Source organism: Halomonas alimentaria (assembly GCF_009902005.1).
In the GTDB taxonomy this organism is placed as follows: Bacteria; Pseudomonadota; Gammaproteobacteria; order Pseudomonadales; family Halomonadaceae; genus Halomonas; species Halomonas alimentaria.
Map to the genome: position 1 here is coordinate 1,136,137 of NZ_WUTT01000001.1, position 20,845 is coordinate 1,156,981.

The 20,845-nt window shown below is 66.4% G+C and carries 18 protein-coding genes and 2 tRNA genes; 15 read left to right on the forward strand and 5 right to left on the reverse strand.

Annotation, left to right across the window (positions count from 1 at the left end):
* Nucleotides 1-12 precede the first annotated feature (12 nt).
* The 4 genes from argA to glrR all read left to right on the forward strand — a co-directional run bounded on the left by argA (nt 13) and on the right by glrR (nt 5,666).
* Nucleotides 13-1,326 (forward strand): amino-acid N-acetyltransferase, encoded by a 1,314-nt coding sequence (gene argA, locus GRB96_RS05435; RefSeq protein ID WP_161431180.1) that lies wholly within the window; start codon nt 13-15, stop codon nt 1,324-1,326.
* Between the two features lie 843 nt (nt 1,327-2,169).
* On the forward strand, nt 2,170-3,657 hold the full coding sequence (locus GRB96_RS05440) for a sensor histidine kinase (protein WP_161431182.1): 1,488 nt from the start codon (nt 2,170-2,172) through the stop codon (nt 3,655-3,657).
* A gap of 4 nt (nt 3,658-3,661) precedes the next feature.
* Nucleotides 3,662-4,237, forward strand: a complete 576-nt coding sequence (locus GRB96_RS05445) for a hypothetical protein (protein WP_161431184.1) — start codon at nt 3,662-3,664, stop codon at nt 4,235-4,237.
* A 58-nt stretch (nt 4,238-4,295) separates the two neighbouring features.
* Entirely contained in the window at nt 4,296-5,666 is a 1,371-nt protein-coding gene (gene glrR / locus GRB96_RS05450) for a two-component system response regulator GlrR (protein ID WP_161433017.1), read from the forward strand.
* A 64-nt stretch (nt 5,667-5,730) separates the two neighbouring features.
* Here the strand turns inward: glrR and GRB96_RS05455 are convergent, their stop codons facing one another.
* The gene (locus GRB96_RS05455) at nt 5,731-6,387 is read right to left on the reverse strand and encodes a peroxiredoxin (protein WP_161431186.1); all 657 of its coding nucleotides are present in this window, start codon (nt 6,385-6,387) and stop codon (nt 5,731-5,733) included.
* A 152-nt stretch (nt 6,388-6,539) separates the two neighbouring features.
* A complete protein-coding gene (xseA, locus tag GRB96_RS05460; RefSeq protein WP_161431187.1) occupies nt 6,540-7,907 on the reverse strand; it encodes an exodeoxyribonuclease VII large subunit in 1,368 nt (455 codons plus the stop codon).
* Between the two features lie 140 nt (nt 7,908-8,047).
* On the opposite strand from xseA, the gene guaB reads away from it, so the two are divergent.
* The 5 genes from guaB (at nt 8,048) to GRB96_RS05485 (ending at nt 13,238) form a co-directional block, all read left to right on the forward strand.
* Nucleotides 8,048-9,517 (forward strand): IMP dehydrogenase, encoded by a 1,470-nt coding sequence (gene guaB / locus GRB96_RS05465; protein ID WP_161431189.1) that lies wholly within the window; start codon nt 8,048-8,050, stop codon nt 9,515-9,517.
* A 96-nt stretch (nt 9,518-9,613) separates the two neighbouring features.
* A complete protein-coding gene (guaA, locus tag GRB96_RS05470) occupies nt 9,614-11,191 on the forward strand; it encodes a glutamine-hydrolyzing GMP synthase (protein ID WP_161431191.1) in 1,578 nt (525 codons plus the stop codon).
* Between the two features lie 168 nt (nt 11,192-11,359).
* A complete protein-coding gene (locus GRB96_RS05475; RefSeq protein WP_161431193.1) occupies nt 11,360-11,800 on the forward strand; it encodes a hypothetical protein in 441 nt (146 codons plus the stop codon).
* Between the two features lie 196 nt (nt 11,801-11,996).
* Nucleotides 11,997-12,671: a glutathione S-transferase family protein gene (locus tag GRB96_RS05480; RefSeq protein WP_161431194.1), complete on the forward strand. Its 675-nt coding sequence runs from the start codon at nt 11,997-11,999 to the stop codon at nt 12,669-12,671.
* Nucleotides 12,672-12,761: 90 nt separating this feature from the next.
* Nucleotides 12,762-13,238: a phosphate-starvation-inducible PsiE family protein gene (locus tag GRB96_RS05485; protein ID WP_205743497.1), complete on the forward strand. Its 477-nt coding sequence runs from the start codon at nt 12,762-12,764 to the stop codon at nt 13,236-13,238.
* A gap of 56 nt (nt 13,239-13,294) precedes the next feature.
* Here GRB96_RS05485 and GRB96_RS05490 read toward each other — a convergent pair whose 3' ends face one another.
* On the reverse strand, nt 13,295-14,293 hold the full coding sequence (locus tag GRB96_RS05490; RefSeq protein WP_161431195.1) for an NADP-dependent oxidoreductase: 999 nt from the start codon (nt 14,291-14,293) through the stop codon (nt 13,295-13,297).
* A gap of 207 nt (nt 14,294-14,500) precedes the next feature.
* Nucleotides 14,501-14,704, reverse strand: coding sequence for a cold-shock protein (locus tag GRB96_RS05495; RefSeq protein ID WP_161431197.1), 204 nt, complete (start codon nt 14,702-14,704; stop codon nt 14,501-14,503).
* 310 nt (nt 14,705-15,014) lie between these two features.
* Between GRB96_RS05495 and GRB96_RS05500 the strand changes: the two genes are divergently transcribed.
* The 6 genes from GRB96_RS05500 (at nt 15,015) to nadA (ending at nt 19,196) form a co-directional block, all read left to right on the forward strand.
* Nucleotides 15,015-15,932, forward strand: coding sequence for a segregation and condensation protein A (locus GRB96_RS05500; RefSeq protein WP_420841744.1), 918 nt, complete (start codon nt 15,015-15,017; stop codon nt 15,930-15,932).
* Nucleotides 15,933-15,937: 5 nt separating this feature from the next.
* Complete coding sequence (scpB, locus tag GRB96_RS05505; RefSeq protein WP_161433020.1) at nt 15,938-16,807, forward strand: SMC-Scp complex subunit ScpB; 870 nt, start codon at nt 15,938-15,940, stop codon at nt 16,805-16,807.
* Complete coding sequence (gene rluB, locus GRB96_RS05510; protein WP_161431199.1) at nt 16,804-17,655, forward strand: 23S rRNA pseudouridine(2605) synthase RluB; 852 nt, start codon at nt 16,804-16,806, stop codon at nt 17,653-17,655. Before scpB ends, rluB begins: the two co-directional genes overlap by 4 nt.
* 77 nt (nt 17,656-17,732) lie before the next feature.
* Nucleotides 17,733-17,808, forward strand: a tRNA-Lys gene (locus GRB96_RS05515).
* Between the two features lie 28 nt (nt 17,809-17,836).
* Nucleotides 17,837-17,912, forward strand: a tRNA-Lys gene (locus tag GRB96_RS05520).
* A gap of 255 nt (nt 17,913-18,167) precedes the next feature.
* The gene (gene nadA / locus GRB96_RS05525; RefSeq protein ID WP_161431201.1) at nt 18,168-19,196 is read left to right on the forward strand and encodes a quinolinate synthase NadA; all 1,029 of its coding nucleotides are present in this window, start codon (nt 18,168-18,170) and stop codon (nt 19,194-19,196) included.
* 102 nt (nt 19,197-19,298) lie between these two features.
* Here the strand turns inward: nadA and GRB96_RS05530 are convergent, their stop codons facing one another.
* Nucleotides 19,299-20,765 (reverse strand): M48 family metalloprotease, encoded by a 1,467-nt coding sequence (locus GRB96_RS05530; protein WP_240894130.1) that lies wholly within the window; start codon nt 20,763-20,765, stop codon nt 19,299-19,301.
* Nucleotides 20,766-20,845 lie beyond the last annotated feature (80 nt).

Here is a 20,845-nt window from a genome sequence, read left to right on the forward strand (position 1 = left end):
GGAGAGCGGCCCTTGGATACACGCTTCCCCTTCGTCGACTGGTTTCGCAACTCCTCGCCCTACATCAACGCCCATCGCGGACGAACCTTCGTCATCCTGATCGAGGGCGAGGCGATGGCGCGCGGTCGCGGCGAGCAGCTGGTGCAGGATCTGGCGCTGCTGCATACCCTGGGGGTGCGGCTGGTGGTGGTGTTCGGCATCCGCCCTCAGGTTCGACAGGCGCTGGAGGCCGCGGGAATCACGCCGGGACAGCACCAGGGGCGCTGGGTCGCCGAAGGTGAGGTCATGGCTTGCATCGAGCGTGTTGCCGCCGAGCAGCGGCTGTGGCTGGAGGCGCGTTTCTCGCTGGGGCTGCCCAACACGCCCATGCATGGCGTCGAGCTCACTGCGGTCTCCGGCAACCTGGTGATGGCCAAGCCGCTGGGAGTTCGTGAGGGGGTCGATTTCGATCACAGCGGGGAGGTGCGCCGGGTGCGTACCCAGGCGATCGAAGGGCTGCTGGAAAAGGGGGCGTTGGTGGTGCTGCCGCCGTTGGGCTTCTCCAGCACCGGCGAGGTGTTCGACCTTGATGCCTCCGACGTGGCCCAGCACGCCGCCATGGCGCTGTCAGCCGACAAGCTGATCCTGCTCGGAGAGGCCAGCGGCCTGTTCGACGCCAGCGGCCAGCTGCAGCGCCAGCTGACGCCCGCCGATGCGGGGCCGCTGCTGGCCCAGGCGGTCCCCGGCAGCGAGTTGGCGCGCCATCTGGAGGCCGCCTGCCAGGCGGCCCGCCATGGCGTGGCACGCACCCACCTGCTCTCATGGCATGACCACGATGCCCTGCTCGGTGAGCTCTTCACCCGCGACGGTGTGGGTACCATGATCACCCAGCACCGCTACGAGCAGCTGCGTTCGGCGGAGCTGGCGGATATCGGCGGCCTGCTGGAACTGCTCGAGCCCCTGGAGCGGCGTGGCATGCTGGTACCGCGCTCCCGGGAGCGTCTCGAGCACCAGATTGACGACTACGTGGTTATCGAGCGCGATGGCATGATCATCGGCTGTGCGGCCCTGCACCGTTTCGACGAAGCCGAGATGGGCGAGCTGGCCTGCGTGGCGGTTCACGACGACTACCGCGGCGGTGCCCGGGGTGAGCTGCTGCTCGCCGAGCTCGAGCGCCGCGCCCGGCGCCAGGGATTGTCGGCGCTGTTCGCCCTGACCACCCACACCACGCACTGGTTCTTCGAGCACGGCTTTCGTCTGGCCGATCTCGAGGCGCTGCCGCCGCTGCGCCGGGACACCTATAACCACGCCCGCAAGTCCAAGGTGCTGGTCAAGTCGCTGGGCTGAGCCGGGGTGTCGCCGCTTGGCACCATGCATGGCGCCGCTGTCGCCGCATTGCGACCCTCCAAGCTGTTGAAAATAAAGTGTTTATCGAAAGTCTCTCGCTTTCCGTCGCCTACTGGCGACGGATTGTCGCCCGAAATCCCTCCGTTATCTTCCTCCTGCCATCGTGCCAGATGAGCGATTTTTTCAAGTAACTGAAAATAAATGATTTTTCATTTTGTGGCACGGCGATCGCAATACTCTTGGTGAGCAACGAAAGCGGTTCATTACGGCTCGAACCGCTTCGATCGTCCAGGGGGCGGAACCACACTGCCCTGTGCCTCGCCTCCCGGCGATCAGCGTCTGCTCCTAGCGATGTGTGACTTAGGTTGCGATGAGACGGGTACCGACACGGTCACGGACGCGTACCCCAAGGGCAAGGATGCCCTGGCATGGATGCCTCTCCCCCTTGCGGGGGATCGAATCGCGCAGTGGCGTCACGGCCCGACCCGAAGTGGCCAGGTCTGACGACACTGCCAGACACGAAGCAGGACGATGCGCCTGGCGCATCGGCCGCATGAGGAAGGCCAGCCCCTGGTGGCAGATGGCTGACTCATGGCTTCGAGGGCCTTCCCCGGCCCGTTTGGAAGGGTGAGCGCTGGATGGATCAGGCCACCAGCGGTGATCCTTTCAGACCCTTCAGTTCCCTGCGTACTTGGGCCGGCCCTGCCGGCCTTTTTTTTGCCGCCCACCCGGCCTCGGGCGAAGGGCACGGCTCCCGAGCAAACTCTGGTATCCTGAAGGTCCGACATGATGGCAGCCCCATCCACCGTCCCGCCCCTCGGCCTCCTGCAAAGAACGCTGGATATGACCACTCGAGTCGCCCGTCGCTGGCGCCCCCGCTCCCTGTTGCAGCTGGTGCTGATCGCCTTCCTGGTGGTGATGCTGCCGCTGGCCGTGTTGATGTTCCAGGCCGCCCAGGCGCTCTCCGAGCTCTCCCGCCTGGCCGACGTCAGCGCCCGCCAGGCGGTGGAAGAGACTCGGCGCGCCCGGACCCTGGGCGCCCTGGCGCTGGAGATGGAGCGCAGCGCCCGCCAGTATGCGGTACTCGAGCAGGAGAGCCTGCTGGAGATCTACAGCGAGCGCCTGGCGGAGTACCGCGAGCTGCTGGGGCTGCAGCGTGAGCTGCTCCCCGAGGACCCTGACGTGGCGGCACAGGCGCGCCAGCTCGACGAGTTGGCGGCGCTGCCGGGGCTCCCTCTGGAGGCACTCGAGGAGAAGCTCGCCGAGTTCCCTGTGTTTGCTCAGCGCACCGAGGCGATCCGTCAGGCCACCAATCGGCGCATCGATACCCGTATCGATGCGATCCGCGAGCGGGCCCAGGGCGTCCAGGGCCGGCTGTGGTGGCAGACCGGTGCGCTGGTTTCCGCCAGCCTGGTGATGATGCTGCTGTTCTCGTGGCTGATCATTCGCCCGGTGCACCAGCTGGAGCGCCGCATCCTGCGGATCGGCAGCGGTGCCCGTGATGAGCCGCCGCGCCCGGTGCAGGGGCCGGCGGAGCTGGTCAAGCTGGATGAACGCCTCGACTGGCTCGCCTCGCGGCTTGCCGAGCTGGAGGCCGAGAAGCAGCAGTTCCTGCGTCACATGTCCCACGAACTCAAGACCCCGCTGGCCAGCGTGCGTGAGGGCTCGGCGCTGCTCGCCGACGGGGTGGTCGGAGAGCTGACACCCCAGCAGCTGGAGATCCTCGAGCTGATCGATGGCAGCGGCCGCGAGCTGCAGCGGCTGATTGAGCAGCTGCTCGACTACAACCTGCTGCAGCAGAGTCGGCGCGTGGAGGTCGAGCGGCTCGACGTTGCCACCCTGGTGCGTGAGGTGCTGGCCAAGCACCGCCTGGCGCTGTCCAACAAGGGGATGCGGGTCGAGTGCTTCGACGGCCCGGTGACGTGGGTGCTGGACCGCACTGCGACTGGCCATATCCTCGACAATCTGGTGTCCAACGCCATCGCCTACGGTGCCGATGGTGGCGAACTGGAGATTCGTGCTCGCCAGCGACGCGGCAGCCTGGAGCTGGAGGTGGCCAACAGCGGTGAGCCCATCGCCGAGGTCGACCGTCCGCGTCTGTTCGAGGCCTTCTACCAGGGGCGCACCCGACGCAAGGGGCCGCTCAAGGGCTCGGGCATCGGCCTTTCGGTGGCGGCGGACTGTGCACGCCTCCAACAGGGGGAACTGGCGCTGGTGGAGGACCCGCGCCTGGCCGTCTGCTTTCGCCTCACGCTGCCGCGGGCCGCCCTGCCCAGTGATGACCATAACCGCACGCCTGCCGGGATGGCAGGCCAGGATGCAAGGAGCTGATGCCATGACCCTTCGCCCTCTGCTGGCCTGCCTGCTGGCCGTGTGGCTGGCCGGTTGCGAGCTGCTGCCGCCGGTCCCCTTCGAGCTGCCCTCCAGCCGCACCACCTCCGAGGCGGCCGCCTCGGCCAGCGGCTGCCATGCCGATCTGCCGAGCTTCGCCGACGATGACTGCCTGCTGCCGGAGTGGGTGGCCTTCGGGCTGGCGTCCCAGCGCGGTGATCGTGTCTGGCGCCAGGCGATGCTTACGCGCCTCGAGGGGGATTCCACAGAGCGTCGCCTGGCCCGCGCCGTGGCGCTCGCCTGGGGCAACCCGAGCCAGTGGGAGCGCGCCTCGGAGCTCTACAAGGCTGATCTCGCCGCCGCGCCGGTGCTTCTGCAGCCGCTGCTGCGCTACTGGCTCAACGAGCTCGAGGGCCGTCGTGCCAGGGCCGGCCGCCTGAATGCCGCAGAGTCGGCTCAGGCACAGAGCGAGGCGCGCCGCGCCGCGCTGGAAGAGGAAAATGCCGACCTGGAGAAGAAGCTCGAGGCGCTGACCGCCATCGAGCGCAGCATCAACCTGCGTCAGCAGGCCGACGAGTGATGGAGGACCCGACGTGAAGAACCTGCCCCCCCTGCAAGCCCGCGCTGAATCGACACGGATGGCGGCCGCCGGGAGTGCCGGTCGTCGGCAACCTGCGCATATCCTGCTGGTGGATGATGACGTCAGCCTGCTCAAGCTGCTGGGCATGCGCCTGGAGAGTCGCGGCTACCGGCTGACCACCGCTGAGAGCGGCTGCGAGGCGCTACGCTCGCTGGAGGTCGATCGCCCCGACCTGGTGCTTACCGACCTGCGCATGGACGAGATGGATGGCCTGGCGCTGTTCCGTGAGGTACAGCGCGAGGCGCCGGGACTGCCGGTGATCCTGCTCACCGCCCACGGCTCGATTCCCGACGCCGTCGCCGCCACTCGCGAGGGGGTGTTCAGCTTCCTGACCAAGCCGGTGGACCGCGATGAGCTGTTCGAGGCCATTGAGCAGGCGCTGGCCCAGGCACCGGGGGTCACCCCCGAGGGTGACGAGGCCTGGCGCGCCGGGATCATCACCCACAGCCCCGAGATGGAGCGGCTGCTGGAGCAGGCGCGCATGGTGGCGGCTTCCGACGTCAGCGTGCTGGTGACAGGCCCCTCCGGCTCCGGCAAGGAGCTGATGGCCAAGGCCATCCATCGCGCCAGCCGACGAGCCGACAAGCCCTTCGTGGCGATCAACTGCGGTGCGCTGCCGGAACAGCTGCTCGAGAGTGAGCTCTTCGGACACGCCAAGGGCGCCTTCACCGGGGCGGTGAGTGAGCATCAGGGCCTGTTCCAGGCCGCCGATGGTGGCACCCTGTTCCTGGACGAGATCGGTGACATGCCGCTGTCGCTGCAGGTCAAGTTGCTGCGCGCCCTGCAGGAACGCCAGATCCGCCCATTGGGCTCCACTACCCAGGTCCCGGTGGATGTGCGGGTCATTTCCGCCACCCATCGCGACCTCGATCGCGCCATGAGCGAGGGGGAGTTCCGCGAGGATCTCTACTACCGCCTCAACGTGGTCAACCTGCGCCTGCCCCCGCTCCATGAGCGCGCCGAGGATGTGCCACTGCTGGCCAAGCACCTGGTGGCCCAGGCCGCCGAGCGCCACAAGCCCTTCGTCAAAGGCTTCTCGCCGGAGGCCCTCAAGCTGCTCGCCGCCAGTGCCTGGCCGGGCAACGTCCGCCAGCTGGTCAACGTGGTGGAGCAGTGCGTGGCGCTGACCGGGACCGCCATCATTCCCGAGGCGCTGGTGGCCCAGGCCCTGGCCGCCGAGGAGCAGGCCCTGCCCACCTTCAACGACGCCCGGGCGGCCTTCGAGCGCCGCTACCTGATCAAGGTGCTCAAGCTCACCGAGGGCAACGTCACCCAGGCGGCGCGCATCGCCGGACGCAACCGCACCGACTTCTACAAGCTGCTGGGGCGTCACGACCTGGAGCCCTCCACCTTCAAGCCCGAGCGCTGAGCTCCCTTCCAACGCAAGGCCCCCGCCGATTGGCGGGGGCCCGGGGCGACGCGCGGTAGAGCGCTTACATCTGCGGCAGCTTGGCGCGACGCAGGTAGGGGAAGACGGTCTCGAACTCGCCGTACTTCGCCTTGGCATCCTCGTCGGAGACGCTGGTGGGGATGATCACATCCTGGCCCAGGTTCCAGTCGGCCGGGGTGGCCACACCTTCGCCGTTGGCGGTCTGCAGCGCATCCAGCGCGCGCAGTACCTCGGCGAAGTTGCGACCGACGTTCATCGGGTAGGTCATGGAGAGCTTGAGCTGCTTGTCCGGACCGATGATGAACACCGAGCGCACAGTGGCGCTGTCATTGGGGGTGCGGCCGTCCGGGAGGTAGGCATCGGCGGGCAGCATGTCGAACAGCTTGGCGACCTTGAGGTCCTCGTCGGCGATGATCGGGAAGCCGACGTCACAGCTGGCGAAGCTGGCGATGTCCTTGATCCAGCCCTTGTGCTCCTCGACGCCATCCACCGAAATGCCGATCACCTTGGTGCCGCGCTTCTTCCACTCCTCGCCGAGCTTGGCGACGGCGCCGAATTCCGTGGTGCACACCGGGGTGAAGTCCTTGGGGTGGGAGAACAGGATCGCCCAGCTGTCGCCGATCCACTCATGGAAACGGATTGGGCCCTGGCTGGTATCGGCTTCGAAATCCGGTACAACATCATTGATGCGCAGAGACATGGTGGTACTCCCTGTTGCGTGGTGATAAGCCCCCACCCGTGGCGGGGACGTCGTGAGGATATTCGACGTAACGGCATCTGGCCGATGGCGTCAAGACTTCTTGTGACTAAGCTTAGGTAGTTCTCTTTGGAATAACTATATTCCTAAAACTATCAGCTCGATTGTTCCCTGGCCTGCGGTTTGGTGTCGCAGCGGAGCACCTCCAGCGTCAGGCGCCCTTCGCCCAGTCGGGCGGCCAGGCGGTCGCCGGGGGCGGTGTCGTCGGCGCGACGCACCACGCGTCCCTGCTCGTCCTCGAGGATCGCGTAGCCGCGGCCGAGCACCGCCAGCGGGCTGACCGCCTGCAGCTCCCGGGCCACCCCGGCCAGGCGCTCGCGATGGCGCGCCAGCTCCCGCGGCGCGGCGGTGGCCAGGCGTTGCCTGGCCGCCTCGAGCCGACGTTCGGCCAGCGTCAGCTGGCGGCCGGGAGGATGTGCCGCCAGGCGGCGCTCCAGCTGGCTCTGGCGGCGCCGGGCCTCGGCCAGGCGTGCCTGGATGGCACGCGTCAGGCGCCCGGTGAGCTGGGCCAGGGCCTGGCGCTGACGCTCGAGCCCCTCGCCGGGGTGGCGCAGCCGCGCACGCAGGTGATCCAGGCGCTGGCCCTCGGCGTCGAGGCGTGCCTGAACCGCTCGCTGCAGGCGAGACTCCCGCGCCTCGAGACGCTGGGTGAGCTCGCGGCGATCCGGCACCAGCCGCTCCGCGGCGGCGGAAGGCGTGGGGGCCCGCGCGTCGGCGGCGAAGTCGGCGAGGGTCACGTCCACCTCGTGGCCCACCGCCGACATCACCGGCAGCCGTGAGTGGAAGATCGCCCGGGCCAGGTGCTCGTAGTTGAAGGCCCAAAGGTCCTCCAGGCTGCCCCCGCCCCGGGTGAGCAGGATGGCATCCCGGCCCGGGTCCAGGCTCGACTGGCGATTGAGCAGACCCAGCGCCGAGATCATCGCCGGCACCGCCTCGCGCCCCTGCACCGCCACCGGGATCAGCGTCACGTTGACCATCGGCCAGCGGGCGGCGAGCACCGCCAGTACATCACGGATCGCCGCACCGCTGGGCGAGGTGACCACCAGCAGATGGCGCGGGGGGCAGGGCAGGGGGCGGGCGTTGGCGAACACCCCCTCGGCGGAGAGCCGCGCCTTGAGCCGCTCGAAGGCCGCCAGCAGCTCGCCCACGCCGGTGGCCTGTACCGCTTCCGCGATCAGCTGGTAGTCGCCCCTGGGCTCGAAGATCGACAGCCGCCCGCGGACCTTGACCCGGTCGCCGTCGCGCATGGGCGCGCCCACGAAGCGCGCACGGTTGCGGAACAGGGCGGCGCGCAGCTGGGCCTGCTCGTCCTTGAGGGTGAAGTAGACGTGGCCGGAGCTCGGTCGTGACACCCCGGAGAGTTCGCCCTCGACCCAGACCTCGCCGAAGCGCCCCTCCAGCAGCTGGCGGGCGCTGCGGTTGAGCTCGCTGACGGAGAGTGGCGGGGCGTCGGGGCGGTGCATGGCGTTGGCTCGGTTGGTATCAGGCGTTCAGGGTAGCATGACGTCTCGCTGGACCGTGACGTGACCCGCCCTCGGCCGTTATAATGGTTGATTAACTTCACCTGCCCCTTCTTCCCACCAGCTCACTGGGTGTTGCCGATATGCTACGTATGGCCCAAGAAGCCCTGACGTTCGATGACGTCCTCCTCGTGCCCGGTTACTCCGATGTCCTGCCCAAGGACGTCAGCCTGCGGACCCGACTGACCCGCGACCTCTACCTCAATATCCCGCTGGTCTCCGCCGCCATGGATACCGTGACCGAAGCCCGCCTGGCCATCGCCATGGCCCAGGAGGGGGGCATCGGCATCATCCACAAGAGCATGACCATCGCCCACCAGGCGGCCGAGGTGCGCAAGGTCAAGAAGCACGAGAGCGTGATCGTCAAGGACCCGGTCACCGTGAGCCCCAAGGCCAAGCTCGAGGATCTGCTGGCCATGGCCGAGGAGCACGGCTTCTCGGGTTTCCCGGTGGTGGAGGGCGAGACCCTGGTGGGCATCGTCACCGAACGTGACATGCGCTTCCAGCCCAACCACGGCGACAGCGTGGCCGACATCATGACCCCCGCCGAGAAACTGGTCACCGTGCCGGTCGGCACCGAGCTCGCCGTGATCAAGGGCAAGATGCAGGAGCACCGCATCGAGAAGATGCTGGTGGTGGATGACGCCTTCCGCCTGCGTGGCCTGGTCACCTTTCAGGATATCGAGAAGGCCCGCACCTTCCCCAATGCCGCCAAGGACGCCGATGGCCGCCTGCTGGTCGGTGCCGCCGTGGGCACCGGCCCCGAGACACCGGACCGCATCGCCGCCCTGGCCGAGGCCGGCGTCGACGTGGTGGTGATCGATACCGCCCATGGCCATTCCAAGGGCGTGATCGAGCGGGTGCGCTGGGCCAAGGAGCACTTCCCGCAGGTCCAGGTGATCGGCGGTAACATCGCCACCGCCGAGGCGGCGAAGGATCTGGCCGAGGCCGGCGCCGACGCCGTCAAGGTGGGCATCGGCCCCGGTTCCATCTGCACCACCCGCATCGTCGCCGGTGTCGGCGTGCCGCAGATCACCGCCGTCTCCAACGTGGCCGCGGCGCTCGCCGCCTACGATATCCCGCTGATCGCCGATGGCGGCATCCGCTTCTCCGGTGACCTGGCCAAGGCCGTGGCGGCCGGGGCCAGTGCGGTGATGGTGGGCGGCCTGCTTGCCGGCACCGAGGAGGCCCCCGGCGAGATCGAGCTCTACCAGGGGCGTACCTACAAGGCCTACCGCGGCATGGGCTCCATGGGTGCCATGTCCCAGACCCAGGGCAGCGCCGATCGCTACTTCCAGGACAAGGATGCGGGCGCCGAGAAGCTGGTGCCGGAAGGCATCGAGGGCCGCGTACCCTACAAGGGCATGATGGGCGCCATCGTCCATCAGCTGATGGGCGGCCTGCGTGCCTCCATGGGCTACACCGGCTGCCGCGACGTTCAGGAGATGCGCACCAAGCCGCAGTTCGTGCAGATCACCGGTGCCGGCTTCGCCGAATCCCATGTGCACGACGTGCAGATCACCAAGGAAGCCCCCAACTACCGCGCGGGTTGATACACGCTTGACGCCGGGAGGCTTGAAGCTGGAAGTGGCCGCGCCGCTTCCAGCTTTCGTGTTTCCGGGCCGTTCGCCTCTCAAAGGAAAGGCCAGATGACCGACATTCACGCCCACAAGATCCTGATCCTCGACTTCGGCTCCCAGTACACCCAGCTGATCGCCCGCCGGGTGCGCGAGATCGGCGTCTACTCCGAGGTTCGCGCCTTCGACATCAGCGAGGCCGAGATCCGCGAGTACGCCCCCAATGGCATCATCCTCGCCGGCGGCCCGGAATCCGTCACCGAGCTCGACTCGCCCCGTGCCCCGGCGTGCGTGTTCGAGATGGGCCTGCCGGTGCTGGGCATCTGTTATGGCATGCAGACCATGGCCGAGCAGCTCGGCGGCGCCGTGGAGGGCTCCCATGTCCACGAGTTCGGCTACGCCCAGATCCGCCTCGACGCCGAGACGGCGCTGTTCCGCGACATCTCGGACCATATCGACCACGAGACCGGCCGCAACCTGCTCGACGTCTGGATGAGCCACGGCGACAAGGTCTCCCGCGTGCCCGCAGAGTTCACCGTCACCGCCTCCACGCCGAGCTGCCCCATCGCCGCCATGGCCTGGGAGGAGAAGCGCTTCTTTGGCGTGCAGTTCCATCCCGAGGTGACCCATACCCTGCAGGGCCAACGCATCCTCGAGCACTTCGTGATCGATATCTGCCAGGCCGAGTGCAACTGGACCCCGGCCCAGATCATCGAGGACCAGATCGCCCGGGTGCGCGACCAGGTGGGCGACCGCCATGTGCTGCTCGGCCTCTCCGGCGGTGTGGACTCCTCGGTGGTGGCAGCACTCCTGCACAAGGCGATCGGTGACCAGCTGACCTGTGTGTTCGTCGACAACGGCCTGCTGCGCAAGGCCGAGGGCGACCAGGTGATGGAGACCTTCGCCCGCCACATGGGCGTGAAGGTGATCCGCGTGGACGCCGAGGACCTGTTCCTCGACAAGCTGAAGGGCGAGGCCGACCCCGAGGCCAAGCGCAAGATCATCGGCAACACCTTCATCGATGTCTTCGATGCCGAGGCCGCCAAGATCGAGGGCGTGGACTTCCTGGCCCAGGGCACCATCTATCCGGATGTGATCGAGTCTGCCGCCGCCAAGACCGGCAAGGCCCACGTGATCAAGTCGCACCACAACGTGGGCGGCCTGCCCGAGACCATGAAGCTCAAGCTGGTCGAGCCGCTGCGCGAGCTGTTCAAGGATGAGGTGCGCAAGCTCGGCGTCGAGCTCGGCCTGCCCTACGACATGGTCTACCGCCACCCCTTCCCGGGGCCGGGCCTGGGCGTGCGCATCCTCGGTGAGGTGAAGAAGGAGTACGCCGACATCCTGCGCGAGGCCGACGCCATCTTCATCGAGGAGTTGCACCGCGCCGACTGGTACCACAAGACCAGCCAGGCCTTCGCGGTCTTCCTGCCGGTCAAGTCCGTCGGCGTGGTCGGCGATGCCCGCCGCTACGAGTGGGTCATCGCCCTGCGCGCCGTGGAGACCATCGACTTCATGACCGCCCGCTGGGCCCACCTGCCCTACGAGCTGCTGGAGACGGTCTCCAACCGCATCATCAACGAGATCAGTGGCGTCTCCCGCGTCACCTACGACGTCTCGAGCAAGCCGCCGGCTACCATCGAGTGGGAATAAGTAAAGTTACCAAGGTGTATTTTTCGTAACGGGAGTGCCAGAAGGCGCTCCCATTTTTAATAGGTGCTTATGTTTTATCTATCTTTTTTTGCTCTTGTTGTTTCGGCCCTTAGTTTTTTTATATCTTTTTTTGCCTTTTATAATGATAGGGCAAGGGTTGTTTCATGGGTGGAGATGCGCTTCCATTCTTTCAGTCGCGATACCCCTGGGTCGCCTTTTATAGCTTTGAAGGTTTTGAATCAGGGGCGTAGGCCTGTTGTTATAACAAACTTGATAAAAGTGGTTGAAGGTAGAGAGTATTCTGAGATTATTTCAGAGCCAGAAAGTCAAGGGGAAATTATTTCTATTAATGATTTAGAAGATCCGTTGTCTTATTTTGCAGATCTTTTCTCAATGGAAAATACCAGCAAGATTCTCAAGGAGGCCGAGTATTTTGAAAAATTTGTTGTCGAGAATGGGGCGGTTCAGGATTTGGTGGTTGAGCTTGATAGTGGTGAATATAGACTTCCGGAGAAACTGCTTGTTCAAGATATAAAAGGTCGTAAGTATAAGGTCAGGAATAGTTTGGATGTACTGAATGAGTTTAAATCGCTTTCTTCTGCTTGTTAATGGTTATTAACCTTCTTGGAAATTTTTCTCCACGGAACAGTGCAGCTCTGGAGGGGGTCACTTCATCCCCTCGATGCCGAGGGCAATACCCGGCTCAGTTGAGTGCCGGCGCTGGCCGGTTAAGGCGTATGTGGGGCTTTCGCGACCCGCGGTGTTCGGGGCACCATGACCGGAAGACCGTTGCCGGGATACCGCCATGATCAGACTCCACCACTGCGTCAGCGCACGCTCCTTCCGTCCCCTGTGGCTGCTCGAGGAGCTGGGGCTACCCTATGAGCTGGTGATGCACGCCTTTCCGCCTAGGGTGCACGACGAGGCCTTCCTCGAGATCAACCCGCTGGGCACCGTGCCGGCACTCTTCGACGGTGAGGTGGCCATGACCGAGTCCGCGGCCATCTGCCAGTACCTGGCCTCGAGGCTGCCCGAGGCGGGGTTGGAGGTGGCGCCGGGTGAGCCCGCCTATGGCGACTACCTGAACTTCCTGCACTTTGGCGAGGCGACCCTGACCTTCCCCCAGACCTTGGTGCTGCGCTACGGCCAGTTCGAGCCGCCGGAGCGCCGTCAGCCCCAGGTGGTGGAGGACTATGCTCGCTGGTGCCTTTCCCGCCTGCGCGCCCTGGAGCCGCGACTCGAGCATGAGCCCTTCCTCTGCGCGGGACGTTTCACCGCCGCCGATGTCTCGGTTGGCTATGCGCTGCTCCTGGCCAGCCATGTTGGCCTCAGCGAGCGCTTCAAGCCTGCCGTTTCCGCCTACTGGGAGCGCCTGCAGCGACGCCCGGCCTTTCGGCGTGCCCTGGCCGTGGAGAGGGAGGCGGCCCTGGCTCAGGGCGTCTCGCCCGAGCCGGCCATGGCGGCGGGCAGGTCTTTCTGAGGTCTTGAGGGAGCAGGCATCGATTGACAGCGCCGTGTGGCCGGGCATCAATGGACGGGCCCCGCTGCGGGGCTATCGGGAGAGACCACGATGGATCGGCAAGATGATGACCTCAACCACGGGCCCCAACTGCTGCATGACGAGCTTCCCAAGGAGCATGAGGATCCGCTGATCCGCCGGCTGCACCTGGTCATCCGCTTCGCCATCAAGGTGCTGGCGGTGCTGATGGTGCTGGTGATCATCTGGGGCGTGCTGGACGTGATCTACGTGCTCTACTCGCGCTTCATAGCACCGCCGGTGATGCTGTTCGAGGTCAGCGATATCTTCGTCATCTTCGGCGCCTTCATGGTGGTGCTGATCGCCGTCGAGATCTTCATCAATATTCGCCTTTACCTGGGCACCAACCTACTGCCCATTCGGCTGGTGGTGGCCACGGCGTTGATGGCGATAGCCCGGAAGGTAATCATCCTGGATATCGCCACCGTCACGGCACAGCAGATGCTGGCGATAGCCGCCGTGGTGCTGGCGCTAGGCGTGACCCACTGGCTGGTGGGCAAGGAGAATTAGGTGCCGGCGATCAGCGCCAGCCCACCGGCCAGTGGATGTGCAGAGGGCGTGAGTGCTCAGAGCCTGACCAGCATCTTGCCGGTATTGGCGCCTTTGAACAGGGACAGGAAGGCGTCGGGGGTATGCTCCAGGCCCTCCTCGATGGTCTCCGTGTAGTCGATCTCGCCATTGGCGACCAGGGGGCCGACTTCCTCCAGGAAGCGCGGATAGTCGTTCCAGTGATCGAAGATGATGAAACCCTGCATGCGGGCGCGGCGGATCAGAATCATCGCCAGGTTGCCGGGACCGGCGCTCGCTGATTCCTCGTTGTAGCGGGCGATCATTCCGCAGACGGCGATGCGCGCGCCGACCTTGAGGGTGTTCAGCGCTGCTTCCAGGCAGGTGCCGCCGACGTTCTCGTAGTAGACGTCGAATCCCTCAGGGCAGGCGCCCTGCAGTGCCTCGGTGAGCTGGGCGGCGTCCCTGTCCCGGTAGCTCACCGCCTTGATGCCGTGGGACTCCAGCCACTCGAGCTTCTCGGCGGACCCGGCGATGCCGACCACGGTGCCGCCCCTGGCCTTGGCCAGCTGCACGGCAAGCGATCCCACCGCGCCGGCGGCGCCGCTGACCAGCACGTTGTCACCGTCTTTCATCTCGGCGATCCGGTTGAGGCCTGTCCAGGCAGTCATGCCTGGCATGCCGAGCACGCCCAGGTAGGCCTGCTCGGGTACCTCGATCCCCGGAAGTGGCTCCACTTCCTCGCCGGGCAGCTGGGCGATATCGCGCCAGCCCGCCATATGCCGGACCTTGTCGCCCACCGCCAGGCGCGCGTGGCGCGACTCGATCACCTCGCCCACCGCGGCGCCTTCCAGCGGCTCGCCGATGGTGAAGGGGGCGATGTAGGTCGTTACGCCGCTCATGCGCCCGCGCATATAGGGGTCCACCGACAGCCAGGTGTTGCGGATGCGCACCTCACCCTCGGCCAGGGCGGGCAACTCTGCCTCGTGCAACTCGAAAAGCTCGCGTCCCGGCGTACCCTGGGGGAAGCCGTTGATGGTGAAGTAGCGTGACTGCATGGTGTCGTTCCTTCACGTGATGAGTAGCGCGCCAGTCTATGCCAGCGAAGAGGGCGCACGTCAATTTCGCCGAGAATCGGCGGGAGGTCATGGGCGTCGAGGGCAATGTGCCGGCAGGCCGCAGGGCAGGCACACAACGAAACAGGGCCCGCCGAAGCGGGCCCTGTTGCACGAACCCTGGGGTTCGTCAGCGTTTCTGATCGGAGATCAGAGCGGCTTGATGTTCGAGGCCTGAAGGCCCTTCTTGCCCTGGGTCACGTCAAAGGAGACGCTTTGACCTTCCTGCAGGGACTTGAAGCCGTCAGCCTGAATTTCGGAGAAATGGGCGAAGACGTCATCACCGCCGTCGGACGGAGAGATGAAGCCGAAGCCTTTAGAATCGTTGAACCACTTCACGGTACCAGTCGTCATGTTAAATCCTTTCGCGCTTAGCGCCTTGCAAAGTTCCTGGTGTCACCCAGATGTATAGCGGGTAAAACAAGAATGATCATACAGGCGGTCGAAAGAATTCGAATGCTGCTGAAACCATGCTGCTTGCCAACCTACTGACGCTACAGTCTCATTCCTGGCGGCTCGGGTCAAAGGCTTTCGTGATTTATTTTTCGGGGGGCCGGCAGTGGCTGCCCCGCCGGTGGTTCCTGAACCGCGATCACGCTGTTTCCATGGGCATGCACTTGCTAGACTTCGCCGTTGATCCTGCGTCCCCGGAGAGGCACGCCGCGTGAGCGCTACCCCCGATACCACCAGCCTCGCACAGACCGCTGCCGATGCCGGCCCCGCCGGGGTGCTCGGCAGGCTGTTCGACGAGCCGATCACCGAGCTGCCGGAGGACCTGTATATCCCGCCGGAGGCGCTGCGCGTGTTCCTCGAGGCCTTCGAGGGGCCCCTCGACCTGCTGCTCTACCTGATCCGTCGCCAGAACCTGGATATCCTGGCCATCGACGTGGCCGCCATCACCCGCCAGTACATCGAGTACGTGGAGCTGATGAAGGCCATGGAGATCGAGCTGGCCGGGGAGTACCTGCTGATGGCGGCGATGCTGGCCGAGATCAAGTCGCGCACCCTGCTGCCGCGCCCGCCGAAGGAGGGGGGTGACGATGAGGAGGAGGATCCCCGGGCCGAGCTCATCCGTCGCCTGCAGGAGTACGAGCGGCTCAAGAATGCCGCCGAGTCGCTGGCCGAGCTGCCGCGCCTGGGACGTGACTGGTTCCCGGCCCGGGCGGCACTGCCGCCGCTGGAGAGTCGCGTGATCCACCCCGATGTGGGGCTGGATCAGCTGCTGGGAGCCCTGGCCGGTATCCTGCGCCGTGCCGAGCTCAATCAGACCCACCAGATCAGCCGCGAGGTGCTCTCGACCCGCGAGCGCATGCTGGCGATCATGGAGCGGCTCGAGGGTGGACGTTTCACGCCCTTCGAGGCGCTGTTCTCCCTGGAGGAGGGGCGCGCCGGGGTGGTGGTCACCTTCATGGCGATTCTCGAACTGGCCAAGGAGGCGATGATCGAGATCGTCCAGAACGCGCCCCTGTCGCCACTGCATGTGCGTGCCCGGGCCGCTGCCGCCGAGGGAGGTGATCTGGATGATCTGGAGGGCGAGGGGGAGAGCGCCTTCGAGGAGGATCATGAGGAGGGGATGCCGTGACCGCCATGGAGTTTCCCGACGCCCTGGACGAGATCCTCGAGGCGGCGCTGCTGGCTGCCGGGGAGCCGTTGCCCCTGGAGCGCCTGGAGGTGTTGTTCGATGACCACGAGCGGCCGCCGCGGCGCGCCCTGCGCGAGGCCCTGGAGCGCCTGGGTGTCCGCCATGAGCGCGGGGCCATGGAGCTGATCGAGACCGCCTCGGGCTACCAGCTGCGCATCCGTCCACGGCTGTCGCCCTGGGTATCGCGGCTGTGGGACGAGCGGCCCCAGCGTTACTCCCGGGCACTGCTCGAGACCCTGGCGCTGATCGCCTACCGCCAGCCGGTGACCCGCGGGGATATCGAGGAGGTGCGCGGGGTCACGGTGAGTGGCTCGATCATGCGCACCCTGCTCGAGCGCGGCTGGATCCGTGTGGTGGGGCATCGCGACGTGCCGGGACGTCCGGCGGTCTATGCCACCACCCGTGGCTTCCTCGATGACTTCGGCCTCAAGACCCTTGACGAGCTGCCGCCCATGCACGAGCTGAAGGAGTTCGAGGAGCCGGAAGCGATGAAGGCGCTCGAGGAGGAGGGCCCGCCGCCGGCCCAGGCCGAGATTCTCGCCCAGGCGGATGCGGCGCCGGCGGAGGGTGACGAGACGGAGGGTGCCGACGAGGCATCCGGTAGCGCTACACTAGAGGAGGTGCCTGCCGAGGCCGGCACCCCCGATACGACGGCCGGGAAAGCCGACACAGACCACGCCGGGACGGCGTCCGAGCGGACAGGGTTGAGCTTCGCCGATCTCGAGGCTCGCCTGTCCGAACGTGCCCGGGGCCGCGTCGACGATGACGCTGCCCCGGGCACGGAATCCACACCCAGTGAGAACGACGATTCATGAGCAATACCAGCGAAAAACTGCAGAAGGTCCTGGCGCGTGCCGGGCTTGGCTCGCGCCGCGAGATGGAGACCGCCATCGCCGCCGGCCGGGTCCAGGTCAATGGCCAGGTGGCGACCCTGGGCGACCGCATCGAGACCCGCGACAAGGTACTCTTCGACAGCCGTCCGGTGACCCTGCGTGCCGCCGAGGAGGTGCCGCGGCGGGTGATCATGTACAACAAGCCCGAGGGCGAGCTGTGCACCCGCAAGGACCCCGAGGGGCGTCGCACCGTGTTCGACCGCCTGCCGCGCCTCAAGGGCGAACGCTGGATCGCCATCGGACGCCTCGATATCAACACCAGCGGCCTGCTGCTGTTCACCACCGATGGGGAACTGGCCAACCGCCTGATGCACCCCTCTACCCAGGTGGAGCGCGAGTATGCCGTGCGGGTGATGGGTGAGGTGACCAAGGAGCAGGTGGTGGCCATGGTCGAGGGCGTGATGCTCGACGACGGGCCGGCGCGTTTCACCGACGTCCAGGAGTTCGGTGGCGAGGGCATCAACACCTGGTTCCACGTGGTGATCATGGAGGGGCGCAATCGCGAGGTGCGCCGGCTCTGGGAGTCCCAGGGGCTTACCGTCAGCCGCCTCAAGCGGGTGCGCTACGGCAACATCTTCCTCGACAAGCGGGCCAAGGCCGGCGAGTGGGTGGAGCTTACCCAGGAGGAGGTCGACGACCTGGCCGAGCTGGCCGAACTGCCGACGCGCAAGGTGCCCGAGCTGACCCCTGACGAGAAGAATCGCTGGAGTCGCGATAAGCACAAGCGCAAGCCGGTGCAGGCGATGCGCAAGCCCAAGCCCCGGCGCTGATCGTTCGCTGCAGCAGAAGGCAAAAAAATCCTTGCCAGGCCGGGGGCATGCCAGTATTATCTGCCCCCGTTCGGAAGGGGTCGTTAGCTCAGTTGGTAGAGCAGTTGGCTTTTAACCAATTGGTCGTAGGTTCGAATCCTACACGACCCACCACTCCGGACTCTGGCTTGCTCGCAAGCTCGGGTCGTTAGCTCAGTTGGTAGAGCAGTTGGCTTTTAACCAATTGGTCGTAGGTTCGAATCCTACACGACCCACCAATTCAGACGCCCCGGCCTCCTTGAGGTCGGGGCGTCTTGCTTTGGGCGACTGCGGGTCGGGCTTTATGTGCCGAGGTGGTGATTTCTTGACCAGGAGTGGCCAATTGCCGGGCGTTGTGGGCTAGAATGATCACCAGAGCCGGCAGGCGAGAGACGCGGCCGGGCTCGTTGGCGCATCACGCCACGCGGAGTGCGTGGGGGTGATGCTCCCGTAATACGCAGGGGGAGCCCCTGCCAGTCACAGTGGTAGACACGATGACGATCATGACTTCCCGTGCCCAGGTGCGCGAGCACCTGACCCGCACTTACTGCCCTACCCGTATTCCCGCCGAGGACGAGGCGCGTGTCGAGGAGATCAAGCGCCTCCTCGAGGCCCACAACGCCGTCCTGGTGGCCCACTACTACACCGACGATGCCATCCAGCAGCTCGCCGAGGAGACCGGTGGCTGCGTGGCCGACTCTCTGGAGATGGCCCGCTTCGGCGCCCGTCATCCCGCCGAGACCCTGGTAGTGGCCGGGGTGCGCTTCATGGGCGAGACCGCCAAGATCCTCTCGCCGGAGAAGCGCGTGCTGATGCCCACCATGGAGGCGACCTGCTCGCTGGACCTGGGCTGCCCGGCGGACGAGTTCGCCGCCTTCTGCGACCAGCACCCCGACCGCACCGTGGTGGTCTATGCCAACACCTCGGCGGCGGTGAAGGCGCGTGCCGACTGGGTGGTGACCTCCTCGATCGCCGTGGACGTGATCGAGCATCTCCAGGCCCGCGGCGAGAAGATCCTGTGGGCCCCGGACAAGCACCTGGGCGGTTACATCCAGAAGCAGACCGGCGCCGACATGCTGCTCTGGGATGGTGCCTGCATCGTTCACGAGGAGTTCAAGGCCCAGGGGGTCGAGGACCTCAAGGCGCTATATCCGGAGGCCGCGGTACTGGTGCATCCGGAGTCACCTGCCGCGGTGGTGGGGCTGGCGGACGTGGCGGGCTCCACCTCCCAGCTGATCAAGGCGGCCAAGGAGCTGCCCAACGACAAGCTGATCGTGGCCACCGACCGCGGCATCTTCTTCAAGATGCAGCAGGCGGTCCCGGAGAAGACGCTGTTCGAGGCGCCCACCGCCGGCAATGGTGCCACCTGCAAGAGCTGCGCCCACTGTCCCTGGATGGCGATGAATGCCCTGGACAACCTGGCCGACGCCCTGCATCACGGCAGCGGCGAGATCCATGTCGACGCCGAGTTGCGTCGCGCAGCGCTAAAGCCCCTGGAGCGGATGCTCAACTTCCAGAAGTAAGTGCCGAGCTGCAAGCGCCGAGTGACAAGAACCCCCGAAGGCCAAGGCATTCGGGGGTTCTTTCGCTGCGGGCCACATCAGGGTGTTGGCTTGTTCCTGCGCTTACTGGAACTCCTCCAGTGTCTCCCGATAGCCCAGAAACGCCTCGTAGCGCTGTTCGATGCGCGCGGTGGCGGCGTTGTTGCCTTCGCGTTCGGCCACCCGGCGGGCCACGCCCAGCTGGCGGATGGCGTCGGTGATGCGCCCGGTGAGCTGCTGGTGTTCGGCGCGGGCCAGGTGGCCCAGGGCCTCGCGACCGCTGCGTCCTGCGGCCTCGGTAAGCAGCGCAAACACGCGATGATCCTCGGGGCGCCGCTCGGCCAGCTCGCGCAGCAGCCGCCAGGCCTCGTCGGGGTCGCGCTGGAGCAGCGCCTCGGCAAGGATAAGGGTGGTCGGCACATGCCCCGGGACCAGGCGCAACAGGCGCCGGCTGCGTTCGATGGCGTCATCGGCGTGCCCGGCCTCGAAGGCCACCTCGGCCGCCGAAGCCGGAATCAGGGTGAGGTCGGGCAGCTCCCGGGCCAGGGCATCGAGCCGGCGCAGCGCCGTGGCGGTATCGCCTCGCTCGGCGCTGATCAGGGCGTCCAGGTAGCGACCCGCCTCCCGGGGTGGGGCGCCCTGGCCCAGTCGCGTGGCGGCCTGGCCGGGGTCTCGCTGGTGAATCGCCAGCAGCGCCCGGGCGCGTACCAGGTGATACTGCAGGTCCTCACGGCCACCTTTCCCCGCGAGCTGGGCGGCGCGCGAGGCGGTATCGCTGATGCGTGATTCGGTGAGGGGGTGGGTGAGCAGGAACTCCGGCGGTGTGCCCCCCTGGAGGCTGGCCAGCCGCTGCATGGCGCGGAACATCGAGGCCATGGCCTCGGGGTCGTAGCCAGCTTCGGCCATGACCTGCAGGCCCACTCGGTCAGCCTCCTGTTCGTAGCGCCGCGAGTAGGCCAGCTGGTCCTGGATGAAGGCAGCCTGGGAGCCCATGGCCACGCCGATGCCGGCATCCCCCCCGCCTGCGGCGGCGATCAGCATGCCGGCGAGCATGGCAGCCATGGCGGGAACCTGAGTCTGTTCGGCACGGGCCCGGCCGCGGGTGTAGTGGCGCTGGGCGAGGTGGCCGAGCTCGTGGGCCAGTACCGAGACCAGCTCCGCCTCCTGCTCGGCGAAGGCAAACAGCCCGGCGTTGACGCCGATCACGCCGCCCGGCACCGCGAAGGCGTTGAGGCGGTGGCTGTCGACCAGGGTTACGACCAGCTCGCTGCCGCCCAGCCCGCTGTGCGGGGCCAGCCGCGATACCAGCGATTCGACATAGGTCTGGGCGAGGGGGTCCTGCCACTCCGGGGCGCGGGCGCGGAACTGGCGCAGCCAGGCGCGCCCCAGCCGGTACTCCTCGCCGTCGGCGGCTCGGCTGCCGGGGCTCGACAGGCTGGGCAGGCCGGCCTCGCTCTCCCAGGCAGGCTCGGTCCACTGGCCGGTGGCAGGCAGGGCCAGGGACAGGCCCATCACCAGGGCGATAACGCGGGGGAGGTGGCGCGACAGCATGGACAAGCTCTCCTTCGGGCGAGGCGGGCCCACTCTCTGACATTGATTCGCCCCGCAAAGTGCCTTTAAATCCCTAGGGT

What these genes read in the sequence shown, in the direction of transcription:
- GRB96_RS05440 (WP_161431182.1), top strand. Translation starts at nt 2,170, where the DNA reads ATGACCACTCGAGTCGCCCGTCGCTGGCGCCCCCGCTCCCTGTTGCAG.
- GRB96_RS05445 (WP_161431184.1), top strand. Translation starts at nt 3,662, where the DNA reads ATGACCCTTCGCCCTCTGCTGGCCTGCCTGCTGGCCGTGTGGCTGGCC.
- glrR (WP_161433017.1), top strand. Translation starts at nt 4,296, where the DNA reads ATGGCGGCCGCCGGGAGTGCCGGTCGTCGGCAACCTGCGCATATCCTG.
- GRB96_RS05455 (WP_161431186.1), bottom strand. Translation starts at nt 6,387, where the DNA reads ATGTCTCTGCGCATCAATGATGTTGTACCGGATTTCGAAGCCGATACC.
- xseA (WP_161431187.1), bottom strand. Translation starts at nt 7,907, where the DNA reads ATGCACCGCCCCGACGCCCCGCCACTCTCCGTCAGCGAGCTCAACCGC.
- guaB (WP_161431189.1), top strand. Translation starts at nt 8,048, where the DNA reads ATGCTACGTATGGCCCAAGAAGCCCTGACGTTCGATGACGTCCTCCTC.
- guaA (WP_161431191.1), top strand. Translation starts at nt 9,614, where the DNA reads ATGACCGACATTCACGCCCACAAGATCCTGATCCTCGACTTCGGCTCC.
- GRB96_RS05480 (WP_161431194.1), top strand. Translation starts at nt 11,997, where the DNA reads ATGATCAGACTCCACCACTGCGTCAGCGCACGCTCCTTCCGTCCCCTG.
- GRB96_RS05485 (WP_205743497.1), top strand. Translation starts at nt 12,762, where the DNA reads ATGGATCGGCAAGATGATGACCTCAACCACGGGCCCCAACTGCTGCAT.
- GRB96_RS05490 (WP_161431195.1), bottom strand. Translation starts at nt 14,293, where the DNA reads ATGCAGTCACGCTACTTCACCATCAACGGCTTCCCCCAGGGTACGCCG.
- GRB96_RS05495 (WP_161431197.1), bottom strand. Translation starts at nt 14,704, where the DNA reads ATGACGACTGGTACCGTGAAGTGGTTCAACGATTCTAAAGGCTTCGGC.
- scpB (WP_161433020.1), top strand. Translation starts at nt 15,938, where the DNA reads ATGGAGTTTCCCGACGCCCTGGACGAGATCCTCGAGGCGGCGCTGCTG.
- rluB (WP_161431199.1), top strand. Translation starts at nt 16,804, where the DNA reads ATGAGCAATACCAGCGAAAAACTGCAGAAGGTCCTGGCGCGTGCCGGG.
- nadA (WP_161431201.1), top strand. Translation starts at nt 18,168, where the DNA reads ATGACGATCATGACTTCCCGTGCCCAGGTGCGCGAGCACCTGACCCGC.
- GRB96_RS05530 (WP_240894130.1), bottom strand. Translation starts at nt 20,765, where the DNA reads ATGCTGTCGCGCCACCTCCCCCGCGTTATCGCCCTGGTGATGGGCCTG.